Raw genomic sequence first — 15,163 nt, forward strand, 5'->3', positions numbered from 1 at the left:
GTGCGTGTCTTCCGTACCTTCTGCTCGGCTCGGTGGGTCATTCGGCGGCGACGGCGATGGCCTCGCCGTCCACGTCCCGGATCGGGGCGGTACGGTCCGCGATCAGCGCGTACACGACGGCGGCGAGGATGGCGCCGACGAACCAGGAGAAGCCGGCCACCGCGTGGAAGAAGGGCACCAGGGCGACGATCACGGCGATGCCGGCGCTGGGCACGAACGCGGCGACGGCCCGGGGGTTGAAGCCGCTGCGGTAGTGGTACTCGCCCTCCGGGTCCTCGGTGTAGAGGTCGGGCACGTTGACCCGGGACTTCCGCAGCAGCCAGTAGTCGGCCATGATCACGCCGAAGAGCGGTCCGAGCAGGGCGCCGAGCCCGCCGAGGAAGTAGTTCACGACGATCGGGCTGTTGTAGAGGTTCCACGGCAGGATGACCAGGCCGATGACGGCGCTCACCACTCCGGCGCGGCGGAAGTTCAGCCGGCGCGGGAACAGGTCGATGAGGGCGTAGATCGGCGCCACGAAGTTGGCCAGCAGGTTCACGGCGACCGTGAGGGCGATGAGGGCGAGTGAGGCCGTCGCGAGGAGCGCCATGTTCGGGATGGTGCGGACGATGTCGGTGGGGCTCGTGATGACGTGTCCGTCGATCGTGAACTGCGCGCCGCTGAGGACCACCACGATCACGGCGAAGAACAGCATGTTCACCGGGATGCCGATCACGTTGCCGCGCACGATCGAGCTCCGGCTCTTGGCGGACCGGGTGAAGTCGCAGAAGTTCAGGACGAACGTCCCGTAGATCACCACCCACAGCGCGGCCGCCTGCAGGATCTGCAGCCACATCGCGCCACCGGTGAGCGGTTCGTCGATGGAGACGGAGATCGAGGCGTCGGCCCGCACGAACATCCAGACGGCGAGGGCGCACATGGTGATCAGGGTGGTGGGCGCGGCGAAGGCCATGTACCTCCGGATCATCTGCATCCCGTAGCTGACGATGAGGAGTTGGAGGGCCCAGAGGGACAGGAAGGTGATCCAGCCGAGGGTGGACTGGCCGAGGAAGGAGTTCGTGTCCAGGCCGCTCAGTCCGGGGAACATCGCGAGGAGCAGGGCGCCGAGGACGGCGGAGGCGAGGTAGGTCTGGATGCCGAACCAGGCGATGGCGACGATGCCGCGCACGGCGGCCGGGATCTTCGCGCCCCTGATGCCGAAGGCGATGCGGCTCATCACGGGGAAGGGGACGCCCGTCTTGTGGCCCATGAACCCGGAGAGCGTCAGCAGCAGGAAGAGCAGGACCGAGGCGAGGACGAACGCGGCGAGGATGCCCCACACGTTCAGTCCGAGCGCGAAGAGGCCGATGGCGAACGCGTAGTTCCCGAGGCTGTGGACGTCGTTGGCCCAGAGCGTGAAGACGTTGTACGCGCCCCAGCGGCGCCCTTCCCTTTTCGTGGGGGCGAGGTCGTAGGTGTACAGAACGGAGCTTGCGGCTCCGGTGGCCGTCCGGGGCGGCCGGTCCTCCACAGCAGTCATCGAGCGGGCCTCGCAGATCATAGGACGTTTCCACAGAGTGGAACTTGAATTCCGCGAGACAGAACGTAGTTTTCGCCAAAGGAAGCGTCAACAGTCGGGGCGTTCTTCGTAGGATCGTCTGATGCACACGCCGGAGGGCCCGCTTCCGCTCCGCGTGTGCGGGGCGGAAACGGGCCCTCCGGGCGGCCGGTGACCGGTTCAGCGGCCGTTCCGGCGGTGCCACTCCTCCGCGAGAAGGCGGTACGAACGCACCCGGTCGGCGTGGTCGTGCGTGATCGTGGTGACGAGGAGTTCGTCCGCGCCCGTGGCCTCCTGGAGCTGCTCCAGCTGGTCGGCGACCCGGGCCGGGGAGCCGACGAACTGGGTGTCGACGCGGTCGGCCACGAGCGTCAGGTCCGCCTCGGTCCAGTCGTGGTCGAGGGCCTCGTCCGGGGTCGGGAAGGGAACGGCGCCCTCGCCGGTGCGGATGGAGCGGACCCAGAGGCCGTAGCCGGTCGCCAGTTCGCGCGCGGTCTCGTCGTCCTCCGCCACGACGACGTCCGCGGAGACGCTGACGTACGGCCGGTCGAGCTCCTCGGACGGCTTGAACGCGGCGCGGTAGCCCTCGGCCGCCTCCAGTACGGTCGCCGGGCTGACGTGGTAGTTCGCGGCGAAGGGCAGCCCGTTGCGGCCGGCGACCTCGGCGCTCGCCCCGCCGCTGCTGCCGAGGATCCAGACCTCCACGTCGGCGCCCTCACCGGGGACGGCGTGCGCCTCGACCCCGTCGGCCGAGCGGTACTCGCCGCGCAGCAGCGCCAGGATGTCGTCCACCTGCTCGCCGTACTCCTGGGAGCGGGCGCCGGGCAGGTGCAGGAGCTGGTGCTGGACGCGGAAGCGCGGCGAGTCGATCAGGTGCTCGAAGGAGAACCGCGCCGGGATCGCGAGCCCGTTGGGCGCACGCCCGGCGACGACGGGCGTGGCATCCTCGGCGGACCCGGCGGCCGCGGCCCGCGGTCCCGAGGGGCGCCCGCCGGAACGGCCGAGGCCCAGGTCGATGCGGCCGGGGTGCAGGGCGTCGATCAGGCCGAACTCCTCGACGGTGGACAGGGCAGTGCGGTGGCCGAGCAGCACGGCCCCCGAACCGATCCGGATCGTGGAGGTCGCGGCGGCCGTCAGCGCGAGGACGACGGCGGGCGAGGCGCCGGCCACGCCCGGGTTCAGGTGGTGCTCGGCGAACCAGTAGCGGGCGTAGCCGAACCGCTCGGCCTGCTGGGCGAGGTCGATGCTGTTGCGGAGCGCCTCGGCGGCGGTCGAGCCGGACGATATCGGGACGAGGTCGAGGACCCCGAGCGGGATGGCGGGCATGAGCGGGTGCTCCTCAGCGGTCGGCGGGCGTGGGGGTCGGGGCGGCTTCGGTCGGGGCGGCCACGGTGGTCCGGGGGGCCTCGCCGCCGAGGACCGGGGCCCACGGGAACGGCGGGTCGGGGATCTCCTTGCGCAGCACCGGCGCGATGTCGGACTGGAAGCGCTCCAACGACGCGCGGTGCTGACTCCCCGTCAACCCACCGGCGTCCGCCTGGAGATGGAGCACGCTGTGGCCCAACTGCTCGTGGTACCGGTGCACCTTCTCGATCACCTGCTGCGGGCTGCCGATGAGCGCCGAGCTGCGCTCGACGAAGTCCTCCAGGGTCAGGAACACCGGCTCCAGACCCAGCTGCTTCTGGAACGCGAGGTTCGCCTCGAACACCGGCCGGTACGCGGCGAGCGCCTCCTGTGACGTACGGGCCGTGTGGAAGCCGGCCGTCCCCGCGCCGACGACCGCGTGGGCCGGGTCGTGCCCGTGGTGCTCCCAGCGCTCGCGGTAGTGGCGGACGAGCGCGGCGTACGGCTCGATGGGGTGCGTGACGTTGGCGGAGAAGAGCGGGTCCCCGTAGCGGGCGGCGACCTCGACGGACTCCTCGCTGGTCGCGCTGCCGTGCCAGACGCGGACCGGGCGCTGGAGCGGCCTCGGCCACACCTCGGCGGCGTCGAGCGCGGGCCGGAAGCGCGGGGTCGCGGTCACCCGGTCCTCGCGCCAGATCCGGCGGAACAGCTCGTACCCCTCGGCGTTGCGGTCCCACTGGTCCTCGGGGGTCACGTGGAACAGCTCGCGCTGGGCGGTGCCGTTGCCCTTGCCGATGATCAGGTCGAGCCGGCCGTCCGACAGATGGTCCAGGGTCGCGTAGTCCTCGTACGCGCGCACCGGGTCGAGCAGGCTGAGCGTGGTGACGGCGGTGAACAGCCGGATCCGGGAGGTGCGCGCGGCGATGTGGCTGAGGACGACCGGGGGCGAGGAGGAGATGAACGGCCGCTCGTGGCGCTCGCCGACGCCGAAGCCGTCGAAGCCGAGCTCCTCCGCGAGGACGGCGTTGTCGATCACCTCGCGGAAGCGCTCGCGGGTGGGCTTCTTGACGCCCGTCACGGGGTCCGGGGCGTGCACGATGAGGGTGATGGCGAGGAACTTCACGACACGGCCCGCCCGTTGCCCGCGTGCGGGCGTTCGTCAGTGCGTTGGTCAGTGCGTTGGTCAGTGCGTTCGTCCGGGCGATCGTAAGGGCGTTCGTCCGGGTGGGCGAGGCCGAGATGGTCGCGGAGGGTCGTGCCCGTGTACTCGTGCCGGAAGACGCCGCGCTCCTGGAGCAGCGGGACGACGGTGTCGGCGAACGCGTCCAGGCCACCGGGGGTCAGGTGCGGGACGAGGATGAAGCCGTCGGCCGCGTCCGCCTGGACGAGGGAGTCGATGGACTCGGCGACGGTGGCCGGGGAGCCGACGAAGGACTGCCGGCCGGTGGTCTCGATGACCAGCTCGCGGATCGACAGCTTCTCCGCCTCCGCGCGGGCCCGCCACTCCCGGGCGACCGCGAGCGGATCGCGGAACATCCGGACACTGGCCCGGCCCTGGACGACCGTGTGCTCGCCGGGGTCCGGATCGATGTCGGGGAGCGGGCCGTCCGGGTCGTAGCCGGACAGGTCCCGGTTCCAGACCTGCTCCAGGTAGGCGAGGGCCGTCTGCCCGCTGACCTGCTGCCGGCGCACTTCGTGGGCCAGCTCCCGGGCCTCGGCGTCCGTGTCGCCGAGGACGAAGGTGGCGGCGGGCAGGATCAGCAGCTCGTCGTGGGTGCGGCCGTAACGGGCGAGGCGCCCCTTGACGTCGGCGTAGAAGGCGCGTCCCGCGTCGAGGCCGCTGTGCCGGCTGAAGATCGCGTCCGCGTCGGCGGCGGCGAACTCGCGGCCCTCCTCCGAGTCGCCGGCCTGGAAGATCACCGGCCGGCCCTGCGGGGAGCGCGGGACGTTGAACCGGCCCGCGATGTCGAAGTGCCGTCCCCGGTGGGCGAAGGCGCCGGCCCCCGCGTCCTTCAGGAAGATGCCGGCCTCCGGGTCGGCGACCAGCTCGTCGCCGTGCCAGGAGTCGAAGAGCTCGCGGGCCGTGGCGAGGAACTCCTGGGCCCGGGAGTAACGCTCCTCCTGCGGGAGGAAGCCGCCGCGCCGGAAGTTCTCGCCGGTGAACGCGTCCCAGGAGGTGACGACGTTCCAGGCGGCGCGCCCGCCGGAGAGGTGGTCGAGGCTCGCGAACTGGCGGGCCACCTCGTAGGGCTCGTTGAAGGTGGAGTTGATGGTGCCGGTCAGGCCGAGGTGCTCGGTGACGGCGGCGAGCGCCGACAGGACGGTGAAGGTGTCGGGCCGTCCGACGACGTCCAAGTCGTAGATCTGGCCGCCCTGTTCGCGCAGCCGCAGCCCCTCGGCGAGGAAGAGGAAGTCGAACTTGGCGCGCTCGGCGGTCCGGGCGAAGTGGGCGAACGAGCTGAACTCGATGTGGCTGCCGGCTCTCGGGTCGCTCCACACGGTGGTGTTGTTGACGCCCGGGAAGTGGGCGGCCAGATGGATCTGCTTGACGGGCTTACGGGACTCACGGGGCGTGCTCGAACGGGTCATCGTCGTACGGCTCCTGCTGCTCGCGCGGTGGTGTGGCGGTTGGCCGGCCGGGCGAGCCCGAGCAGCCCGCGCAGGGTGTCCGCCTCGTAGCCGGAGCGGAAGACGCCCCGGCGCTGGAGTTCCGGCACCAGCTCCCGGGTGATCCGCACCAGGTCGTGGGCGAGCACGCCGGGACGCAGCCGGAAGCCGGTCAGGCCCGCCGCACGCCACTCCAGGAGCAGGTCGGCGAGCTCGGCGGGCGTCCCCGTGAAGATCCTGGCGTCGCTCGTGTGCGCCTCGCCCGCGAGCGCGTCCAGGCGGGCCTTGCGGGCGGCGGCCGCCCCCGGTTCGGCGTCCAGGAAGACGACCAGGTCGCCGAAGACGTGCACGGTGTCCCCGGCGCGCCCGGCCGCGCTCTGGGCGGTACGGATCTCGGCGACAATGGCGCGGGCGTGGTCGGCGTCGCGCGGGGTGACGTACCCGATGTCCGCCGCGCGGCCGACGAGCCCGTACGGGATGCTCAGGTGCGCCAGGGCGCTCACGACGGGCTGGCCCTGCGGCGGGCGTGGCGTGATCGACGGGCCCCTGACGCTGAAGTACCGGCCCTCGAAGTCGACGGGGTGGAGCTTGTCGCGGTCGATGAAGCGCCCGGTGGCGGCGTCCCGGATCTCCGCGTCGTCCTCCCAGCTGTCCCAGAGCCGCCGCACCACCTCGACGTGGTCGGCGGCCTCGTCGAACAGCTCGGTGAGGAGCTCCTCGCCCGCGGGGGTCTCGTACTCCTCGACGCCGAGCTTCGGGAACGTGCGGCGGCCGAAGTGCGCGGCCTCGCCGGTCCGCCCGGAGACCTGGATCCGCAGGCCCGCGCGGCCGTTGCTGACGTAGTCGAGGGTGGCGATCGCCTTGGAGACGTGGAAGGGCTCGGTGTGGGTGGCGACCACGGTCGGCACGAGACCGATGTGCCGGGTCAGCGGCGCGACCCGGGCGGCGACGAGCACCGCGTCGAGCCGGCCGCGCACCTGGTCGGTGCGCTCGTCGGGCTCCGTGGGGTGCGAGGACTGGGGGCCGAGGGAGTCCTCGATGGTCACGAAGTCGAGCAGGCCGCGCTCGGCCTCGGCGACGAGGTCGGCCCAGTAGGCGGGGGTGAACAGTTCGTGGGGCCGGGCGCCCGGCTCGCGCCAGGCGGCCGGGTGCCAGCCCGCGCCGTCGAGCGCGACGGCGAGGTGGAGAGGACGGATGGACGGGGGTGCGGACACGGCGGGAGTGCCTTCCTGGGCGGGCGACGGTACGGGGCAGGCCTGCGGGCCCGCCGTCAACCGGCCGCCGCCAGGACCGCCGTGCGGCCGCCGAGGGCCTCGGAGAACTGGTCGACGATCTGGGCGAGGGACCGGTCGGGGCCCGGCGCGACGGTCAGGGTGCCGTCGCCGGCGACCGCGATGTCCTTGTCGAGCGTGAACCAGCCCTGGACGATGTGCGCGGCGCCCATGGAGCTGAGCACCGGGCGGAGCGCGTAGTCGATCGCGAGGACGTGCGCGGTCGTCCCGCCGGTCGCCAGCGGCAGCACCGTCTTGCCGGCCAGCGCGTACTGCGGGAGCAGGTCGAGCAGCGACTTCAGGAGGCCGGAGTAGGCCGCCTTGTAGACGGGTGTGCCGATGACGACGCCGTCGGCGCGGGCGAAGAGCGCGGTCGCCTCGACGATCGCGGGATGACCGAAGTCGGCGCCGAGCAGCGCTTCGGCGGGCAGCGTACGGACGTCCAGCGGGACGACCTCGTGGCCCTGGGCCGTGAGACGCGCGTCCAGGTGACGCAGGAGTCGGGCGGTGCGTGAGGTGGCGGAGGGACTTCCGGAGACGGACAGGACGGTGGCCATGGCGGACCCTTCGGGCAGAAGTGGGTGGGAACGGCTACTTGTTGGTCCGGGGCAGGCCGGGCGGGTTGATCTCGGAGCGCGTCACGGCCTCGGCGGTGAGCCCCCAGCGCTTCAGCACCTCGGCGTACGTGCCGTTCTCGATGACCTGGTTGAGCGCGTCGGCCAGCGGCTCGACGAGGCCGCTGTCCTTCTTCGTGGTGGCCGCGATGAGGCCCTGGAGGGAGGCGCCGGCGCCGGAGTAGGTGCCCACGACCTCCGTCTTCCCGGTGCTGGCCGCGTGGTAGGCGGCGGTCGGGTTCGGGCCGAGGAAGAGGTCGATACGGCCGGACTGGAGGGCGAGGTAGGTGTCGGAGGCGTTCTGGTAGTAGGCGATGTCGACCGGCTTGCGGCCGGCCTTCTCGTTCTCCTTGCTCCACTCCACCAGCAGCTTCTCCTGGTTGGTGCCGCTGCTCACGGCGACCTTCTTGCCCGCCACGTCCGCGGGCCCCGCGACCTTCAGACCGCTGCCCTTCTTCGACTCGAAGGCGAGGTCGTCCTTGCGGTAGGTCGCGAAGTCGTACTTGTCCTTGCGCTCCTCGGTGACGGTGATGTTGCTGAAGCCGACGTCGTACTTGGCGCTGTCGAGGCCGACGAAGATGTTCTCCCAGGAGACGGTGTTGATCTTGAGCTTCAGCCCGAGCACGTCGGCGACCAGCGAGGCGATGTCGGTCTCGACGCCGATGACGGTCTTGTTGTCGGTCGCGTAGAAGGTCAGCGGCGCCGCGGAGCCCGAGGAGTCGACGATCTCCAGGGTGCCTCTCTGCCGGATCTTCTCCGGGACCTTGGCGGCTATGGAGTCGACCTTGGCGGTGGTGACGCGCTTCTGGTCCGGGCCCAGGTTGATCTTCGTCGTGGTGCCCGAGGCCCCGGCGACCTCCGTCGTGCCGCCGTCGGACGGGTTGCCGCAGGCGGTGAGGGCGAGGGTGAGGACAAGGCCGAGCGCGGCGGTCAGGGACGTACGGCGGGTGAGCGAGGTGGTGGACATCGTCGTGCTCCTAGAAATAGAGGGATCAGGGAAGGAAGGGGTCAGAGGACCTTGGAGAGGAAGGCGCGGGTGCGCTCGTGGCGTGGGCTGTCGAGAACGGCCGAGGGCGGGCCCTGCTCCACGACGAGACCGCCGTCCATGAAGACCACGGTGTCGGCGACCTCGCGGGCGAAGCCGATCTCGTGGGTGACGACGATCATCGTGGTGCCGCTGCTCGCCAAGTCCTTGATGACGTCGAGCACTTCACCGACGAGTTCGGGGTCGAGCGCGGAGGTCGGCTCGTCGAAGAGGAGCACCTTCGGCTCGAGGGCCAGGGCGCGGGCGATCGCCACCCGCTGCTGCTGGCCGCCGGAGAGCTGGCGCGGGTAGGCGTCGGCCTTGTCGGCGAGACCGACCCGGTCGAGGAGGCGCCGGGCGGTCTCCTCCGCCTCCTTGCGGGGGCGGCGCAGGGCGGAGACGGGTGCCTCGACGAGGTTCCCGAGGACGGTCAGGTGCGGGAAGAGGTTGAAGTTCTGGAAGACGAACCCGATGTGGGTGCGCTGCCGCAGGACGTCCTTCTCCCGCAGCTCGTACAGCTTGTCGCCGGAGCGGCGGTAGCCGATGAGTTCGCCGTCGATGGCGATCCAGCCGCGGTTGACCTTCTCCAGGTGGTTGACGGTCCGCAGGAGGGTGGACTTGCCCGAGCCGGAAGGGCCGAGGATCACCGTGACCTCGCCGGTCCGCACCTGGAGGTCGACCCCGCGCAGCACCTCCAGCGGGCCGAAACTCTTGTGGACGCCGTGGACGTCGACCATCACCTCGCTCATCGGTTGCCTCCCAACGGCTCCGAGGGGTTCGTGGACTTCAGGGGCTTCAGGGGTGTGACGGGCAGGTCGCGCCGGGCCGCCGCCGTCCGCAGGTCGCGGAGGAAGCGCCGGGCCCGCTGGAGCGGGGTGGGCGGCGGGGTGCGGCTGCCGCCCCGGGCGAAGTGGCGCTCCACGTAGTACTGGCCGACCGTCAGGACCGTGGTCAGGACCACGTACCAGGCGGTGGCGACCAGCAGCAGCGGGATCACCCGCCCGTTGCGGCCGTAGATGACCTGGACCTGGTAGAAGAGCTCGCCGATCGCCATCACGTAGACGACCGAGGTGCCCTTGAGCAGCCCGACCACCTCGTTGCCGGCGGTCGGCAGGATGGCGCGCATGGCCTGCGGCAGCACGATCCGGCGGATCTGCCGCAGCCGGGGGATCCCCAGCGCGGCGGCGGCCTCCAGCTGCCCGTGGTCGACGGCGAGGACTCCGCCCCGGACGATCTCGGCGGCGTACGCGGCCTGATGCAGCGTCAGGCCGATGATGGCGGCGCCGATGGTGCCGATCAGGCTGTTGCTGTCGACGGACCAGAAGACCGGGCCGAAGGGGATGCCGACGCCCAACCGCTCGTACAGGGCGCTGAGATTGAACCAGAACACCAGCTGGACGATCATCGGGATGGACCGGAAGATCCAGATGTACGTCCAGGCCACGGTCTGCAGCACCGGACTGTGCGACAGCCGCATGAAGGCGAGGACGGTGCCGAGGAGAAAGCCGAGGACGGTGGCGTACGCGGTGAGCTGGAGGGTGACCCAGACGGCCTGGACGATCGTCTCGGACAGGATGTACTCGCCGAAGACGCTCCACTCCCAGACCGGGTTGGTGGCGAGGCCGTGGATGAACTGGGCGACCAGGACGGCGACGGCGACGGCGGCCGCCCAGCGGGCGTAGTGGCGGACGGGGACGACCTTGAGGGCGGCCGGGTCGGGCCGGCCGGATCTTCCGGGCGGGGCGTGGGGGCCCGAGCCCGCGGGCGGAGCGCTCGCGGCGGGGGCGGGGTCGGTGGTGAGTCCCATCGTGGTGACCTGCTCAACTCTTCTTGTGTTCGGGCGGGTTGATCCGCGAGGTCTCGATCGCGGACTCGGTGGTCCCCCACTTCTTCAGGATCCGGTCGTACGTCCCGTCCTTGATCAGCTCGTTGACGGCTGCCTGGAAGGCGGGGGTGAGCGGGGAGCCCTTCTTGAAGGCGAAGCCGACGTCGAGGCGGTGGAACTCGCCCAGGAAGGTGGTCTGCGAGGCGGGCTGGGCGGCCTGGTGGCGCAGCCCGTTGATGGTCGACATGACGACGTCGATCCGGCCCTGCTGGAGCGCGGTGAGCGTGGCCCCGTTCTCCGAATAGACCTTCACGTCGTACGGCTTCTTGCCGGCCTCCGCGCAGACGCCCTTGCGTGCGGTGAGGGTGGCCTCGAAGGTGGTGCCCGCGCCGGTGCCGATGGTCAGCCCGCAGAGCTGGGTGAGGTCGGTGACCCCGGTGCCGAGCGCCGTGTTGCCCTTCTTCACGGCGAAGCCCTGGCCGTCGTTGATGTACGTGACGAAGTCGATGGTCTTCAGGCGCTCGGTCGTGACGCCGAAGTTGCCGGTCCCCAGGTCGTACTTGCCGCTGCCGAGGGCGGGCAGGATCGTCTCGAAGGAGGCGTCCTGGCGCTCCAGCTTCAGGCCGAGGACCTTGGCGGCCGCGTCGGCGAGGTCGATGTCCTGGCCGGCGGGCGGCTTGTCGGGGCCGTTGGGGTAGTACGCCCCGGGCGGGAAGCCGACGGAGCTGCCGACCCGCAGCGTGCCCGCCGCCCGCACGTCGGCGGGGAGCAGGGCGGCGACCTTGTCCACCGTACGGACGGCGGCGACCGGGTCGTCGGCCGGCGGCGCGGACGCCTGGGCGCCCGCCGGCGTGGCGGACGTGGCGCCGGAACCGCAGGCGGTCAGCGCGAGGACCGGCAGCAGCGCGAGCGGGACGGCGACGCGCATCCGGGTGCCGAGCGCGCGTATCGCGGGGAGGTTCACTGGTCGGGGGCCTTTCCGGGCGGGTTGTCGGCGAGGTTCGGGGTGAGGTGCTCAGTGAGGTCTTTTTCGAAGGGCAGGAGGCCGAGGGTCTCCGGGGCGGCCTCGGTGTCGAAGAGCGGTGTGTAGCCGGTGACCAGGTAGAGGCCGCGCGCCTCCGGCTGGCGCGGGCCGGTGGTGAGGTAGATCCGCCGGTAGCCGCGCTCGCGCGCCTCGCGCTCCAGTTCGGCGACGACTCGGCGGGCGAGGCCGCGCCGCCGATGGGCGGAGTGCGTCCAGATCCGCTTCAGCTCCGCCGTGTCCGGGTCGTACCGGCGGAACGCGCCGCCCGCGACCGGCTCGCCGTCCTCCAGGAGCAGGATCAGCGCGCCACCGTGGGGCTCCGTGAACTCCTCGTCCGGATAGCGGGAGAGTTCGGTGTGGGCGTCCTTGCCGTAGCGGGTGCTGTACTCCTCGCCGAGCTCGCGGATCAGCGGCTCCACCCGAGGGTCGGAGACCGGTACCTGAATCGACGTCAAGGCATCGATGGGCGACGGCGGTTGAGCGGTCTCGGCGGCGTACGTCATGCCCGCACCGCCGCGAGGGTCCGCTCCGACGGCAGGCTCTCGCCCTTCGCCGCCCGTTCGGCGTCGCGTGAGGCCTCGCGCGCGGCGTCGCGCTTGGCGACCTCCTCGCGGACGATCGGGATCACGAACCGGCCGAAGTCGACCGCGTCGCCGAGCAGGTCGTAGCCCCGGGCGGAGAGGATGTCGACGCCGAGGTCGTAGTAGTCGAGCAGCGCCTGGGCGACCGTCTCGGGGGTGCCGACGAGGGCGTTGGAGTTGCCCGCGCCGCCGGTCGCGGCGGCCGTCGGGGTCCACAGCGCGCGGTCGTACCGCTCCCCCGCCTCGGCGATCGCGATCAGCCGCTGCGAGCCGGTGTTCTGCGGCGCGTCTCCCCGGTGGTGCCGGACGAGGCCCTGCTCGCGCCGGGCGCGGATCGCGCCGACCGTGCGGTGCGCCTTCTCCCAGGCCAGCTCCTCGGTCGGCGCGATGATCGGGCGGAACGCCACCTGGATGCGCGGAACGTCCGTACGCCCCGCGGCCTTCGCGGCGGCCTTGACCGCCTCGATCTGCGCGGCGGTCTCCGCGAGCGGCTCGCCCCACAGGCAGTAGATGTCGGCCTCGGCGCCGCCGGCTTCGTACGCGGCGGGCGAGGAGCCCCCGAACGAGACGCCGGGCCGGGGCTGTTGGACCGGGAAGACGTCGCTGACGAAGTCGTGGAAGCGGTAGTGCTCGCCCTCGTGGTCGAAGGGCTCGTGCGTGGTCCAGATCTTCTTGACGATCCGGATGTACTCACGGGTGCGGGCGTACCGCTCGTCCTTGGTGAGGGTGTCGCCCTCCCGCCCCTGCTCGTGGTCGCTGCCGCCCGTGATGAAGTGGACGGTCAGCCGGCCCCCGCTGATCTGGTCGAGGGTCGCGAAGGTCTTCGCGGCGAACGTCGGGTACGAGACGTTGGGCCGGTGCGCGAGCAGGATCTGCAGCTTGTCCAGTCTGCTCGCGACGTACGCGGCGGCCGGCGCGGGATCCGGCGAACCGGAGCCGTACGCGAACAGGACCCGGTCCCAGCCGTGGTCCTCGTGCGCCCGGGCGAGCCGGAGCGTGTACTCCTTGTCGAACGCGCCGCCGGAGCGCGCGGTGGTCTCGGAGCCGTCATGGGTGGCGGCGATGCCAAGGAACTCCACTGGCATGGGAGATGGCCTTTCCTGAGGTCCTCAGTGGCCGCGCTCCCCGGGGGCGCCCGGGCACGCCGGAGCGGCCCTGGGGGCGGCCGGGTGCGACGGCGCTTCAGGGTGGGAAGCGGGGTGGTGAGCAGGGAGGTGAGCAGGGGTGATGACGCCCGGGGCTGAGCCTCGGCCGAGGTGGTGCGGTGGTGGTGGGTGCGGCGGCGGCGCGTCACGTCACACACGCGGGACCTGCCGTACGACGTCGTACGGCGGCGGTGCGACAACGTGGGAGAACGGCCCGCGACGGGGTTACCGAGGGAGGGAATGGGCCGGTCGGACGGCCCGCGGCCGCGTCAGGCGCAACACGCGGCGGACCACACACGACCGAAGTCGATGTGGTCTCGGGTGACCAGGCGCTGATCGGCATCCATGCGACCCATTCAGCAGCACATCTCGACTCTCGTCAACCATGGCCCGGGTTCGCGGCCCTAGTTGGGCGAAAGGTTTGCGTGGTTGACACAAACGCGAAGCGGCCGCCTACGATCGAGCCAGGAGCGGCTCCGCCTCGCGCGGTCGCCGCCCCCGCCGCGTTGAGGGACGCGGCGCGTGTGATGACGTCGTGCCCGAGGCCCACCCCACCCGCGCCTCCCTCTCCAGGAGACCCTCTGATGGTCCCGCCCTCCGCGCCCACGACCGCCCTGAAGGCCGACGGCCCCGCCGGCCCCGGCAGCCCCGACACCGACCGCGGCGTCCCCGACCCGCACCTCGATCTGCCGCGCATCGTCCCGCGCCGGCGCGTCGGGCGATGGCTGACGGCCGTCGCCGCGCTGCTGGTCTTCGCGATGGTGGTCAACTCCGTCATCCGTAACCGCGCGTTCCAGTGGGACGTGGTCGGCCAGTACTTCACGACGGCCGCCGTGCTCGACGGGCTGCTGCTCACGCTCTGGCTGACGGCCGTCGTGATGGTGCTCGGCTTCGTCCTCGGCACCCCGCTGGCCGTGATGCGCCTCTCGTCCAACCTGGTTCTGTCCAGCCTGAGTTGGGGCTTCGTGTGGATCTTCCGGTCCACTCCGCTCCTGGTCCAGCTGCTCTTCTGGTTCAACATCGGCGCCCTGTATCCGACGCTCGGCCTGGGCATCCCCTTCGGCCCGGAGTTCCTCACCGTCAAGACGGTGAACCTGCTCGGCCCCACGCTCACCGCCGTCATCGGGCTGACCCTGCACGAGGCCGCGTACGCCGCCGAGGTGGTGCGCGGCGGCATCCTGTCGGTGGACGCCGGCCAGACGGAGGCCGCGCAGGCCCTCGGCATCGGCAGACGGCGCACCCTGCTCCGGATAGTCGTCCCGCAGGCGATGCGCTCGATCGTCCCGACCGCGGGGAACATGCTGATCGGCACGTTGAAGGGCACGAGCATCGTCAGCGTGCTCGCGGTGCACGACCTGCTGTACTCGGTGCAGCTGGTCTACAACCAGACGTACCAGGTCATCCCCCTGCTGATGGTCGCCACCGTCTGGTACGTCGCGGTCACGACCGTGCTCAGCACGGCCCAGTTCTACGTCGAGCGCCACTACGCGCGCGGCGCCGCCCGCGCCCTTCCGCCGACACCGCTGCAACGGCTCAGGACCCGGCTCACCGCGCTGAGGAGCGGCTGACGATACTGGACCGCATGCGGATCTCAGCCAGGGCGGACTACGCGGTACGTGCCGCACTGCAGCTCGCCGCGTCCCGTGACGACGAGCCTCTGAAGACGGAGGCCATCGCCGACGCCCAGGACATCCCCCACAAGTTCCTCGAAGGCATCCTGAACGACATGCGCCGGGGCGGCCTCGTGGTCAGCCGGCGGGGTGGCAACGGGGGGTACCGGCTGGCGAGGCCCGCGGAGTCCATCAGCATCGCGGACGTCATACGCGTCGTGGAGGGGCCGCTCGTCTCGGTACGGGGTGTCCGCCCACCGGACCTGTCGTACACCGGCGCCGCCGAGTCGCTGCTGCCCCTGTGGGTCGCGCTGCGGTCCAATGTGCGCGAGATCCTCGAAGGGGTGTCGCTCGCCGATGTCGCCGCGGCCGAACTCCCCACCGGCGTAACCGAGTTGGCCAGCGCGCCGGACGCCTGGACGAACCCCTGAACCACGCCTGAGGCGCCCCCGAAGTCCCTCCGATCTCACCAGGCGAGACCAGGCCGTCCGCCATATGAACACCCTCTTGGGGTGTTCGCCGCCTTCTGCCACGATCCCTATCAACCAGGTAGGAGAACTAGGGATCCGCGGGGGTGGCCG

The 15,163-nt window shown here is 71.4% G+C and carries 14 protein-coding genes; 2 read left to right on the forward strand and 12 right to left on the reverse strand.

Translation table 11 applies throughout. The features are described 5' to 3' along the window. Positions 1-37 precede the first annotated feature (37 nt). The 12 genes from ACWCO8_RS02595 to ACWCO8_RS02650 form a co-directional block, all read right to left on the reverse strand. The gene (locus tag ACWCO8_RS02595) at positions 38-1,519 is read right to left on the reverse strand and encodes an NCS1 family nucleobase:cation symporter-1 (protein WP_451030566.1); all 1,482 of its coding nucleotides are present in this window, start codon (positions 1,517-1,519) and stop codon (positions 38-40) included. Positions 1,520-1,717: 198 nt separating this feature from the next. After that, positions 1,718-2,863, reverse strand: a complete 1,146-nt coding sequence (locus ACWCO8_RS02600) for an MsnO8 family LLM class oxidoreductase (RefSeq protein ID WP_451030567.1) — start codon at positions 2,861-2,863, stop codon at positions 1,718-1,720. Between the two features lie 13 nt (positions 2,864-2,876). Then, the gene (locus tag ACWCO8_RS02605) at positions 2,877-4,004 is read right to left on the reverse strand and encodes an LLM class flavin-dependent oxidoreductase (protein ID WP_451030568.1); all 1,128 of its coding nucleotides are present in this window, start codon (positions 4,002-4,004) and stop codon (positions 2,877-2,879) included. Continuing rightward, a complete protein-coding gene (locus ACWCO8_RS02610) occupies positions 4,001-5,470 on the reverse strand; it encodes an NtaA/DmoA family FMN-dependent monooxygenase (protein WP_451030569.1) in 1,470 nt (489 codons plus the stop codon). The genes ACWCO8_RS02605 and ACWCO8_RS02610 overlap by 4 nt, the downstream gene beginning before the upstream one ends. Further along, entirely contained in the window at positions 5,467-6,702 is a 1,236-nt protein-coding gene (locus tag ACWCO8_RS02615) for an LLM class flavin-dependent oxidoreductase (RefSeq protein WP_451030570.1), read from the reverse strand. The genes ACWCO8_RS02610 and ACWCO8_RS02615 overlap by 4 nt, the downstream gene beginning before the upstream one ends. A 56-nt stretch (positions 6,703-6,758) precedes the next feature. Beyond that, positions 6,759-7,316 (reverse strand): NADPH-dependent FMN reductase, encoded by a 558-nt coding sequence (gene ssuE / locus ACWCO8_RS02620; protein WP_451030571.1) that lies wholly within the window; start codon positions 7,314-7,316, stop codon positions 6,759-6,761. A 34-nt stretch (positions 7,317-7,350) separates the two neighbouring features. Then, positions 7,351-8,340 (reverse strand): transporter substrate-binding domain-containing protein, encoded by a 990-nt coding sequence (locus ACWCO8_RS02625; RefSeq protein ID WP_451030572.1) that lies wholly within the window; start codon positions 8,338-8,340, stop codon positions 7,351-7,353. Between the two features lie 41 nt (positions 8,341-8,381). After that, entirely contained in the window at positions 8,382-9,146 is a 765-nt protein-coding gene (locus ACWCO8_RS02630; protein WP_362012503.1) for an amino acid ABC transporter ATP-binding protein, read from the reverse strand. After that, a complete protein-coding gene (locus tag ACWCO8_RS02635) occupies positions 9,143-10,204 on the reverse strand; it encodes an amino acid ABC transporter permease (RefSeq protein WP_451030573.1) in 1,062 nt (353 codons plus the stop codon). Before ACWCO8_RS02635 ends, ACWCO8_RS02630 begins: the two co-directional genes overlap by 4 nt. A gap of 13 nt (positions 10,205-10,217) precedes the next feature. Then, positions 10,218-11,150: an ABC transporter substrate-binding protein gene (locus ACWCO8_RS02640; protein ID WP_451030884.1), complete on the reverse strand. Its 933-nt coding sequence runs from the start codon at positions 11,148-11,150 to the stop codon at positions 10,218-10,220. A gap of 32 nt (positions 11,151-11,182) precedes the next feature. Continuing rightward, positions 11,183-11,749: a GNAT family N-acetyltransferase gene (locus ACWCO8_RS02645; RefSeq protein ID WP_451030574.1), complete on the reverse strand. Its 567-nt coding sequence runs from the start codon at positions 11,747-11,749 to the stop codon at positions 11,183-11,185. After that, positions 11,746-12,912, reverse strand: a complete 1,167-nt coding sequence (locus tag ACWCO8_RS02650; RefSeq protein WP_451030575.1) for an LLM class flavin-dependent oxidoreductase — start codon at positions 12,910-12,912, stop codon at positions 11,746-11,748. Before ACWCO8_RS02650 ends, ACWCO8_RS02645 begins: the two co-directional genes overlap by 4 nt. 644 nt (positions 12,913-13,556) lie before the next feature. On the opposite strand from ACWCO8_RS02650, the gene ACWCO8_RS02655 reads away from it, so the two are divergent. Both ACWCO8_RS02655 and ACWCO8_RS02660 read left to right on the forward strand, forming a co-directional pair. Next, complete coding sequence (locus tag ACWCO8_RS02655) at positions 13,557-14,540, forward strand: amino acid ABC transporter permease (protein WP_451030576.1); 984 nt, start codon at positions 13,557-13,559, stop codon at positions 14,538-14,540. 14 nt (positions 14,541-14,554) lie between these two features. After that, positions 14,555-15,013: an RrF2 family transcriptional regulator gene (locus tag ACWCO8_RS02660; protein ID WP_451030577.1), complete on the forward strand. Its 459-nt coding sequence runs from the start codon at positions 14,555-14,557 to the stop codon at positions 15,011-15,013. The last annotated feature ends 150 nt before the right edge of the window (positions 15,014-15,163 follow it).

The organism is Streptomyces sp. NPDC001927, from assembly GCF_053594455.1.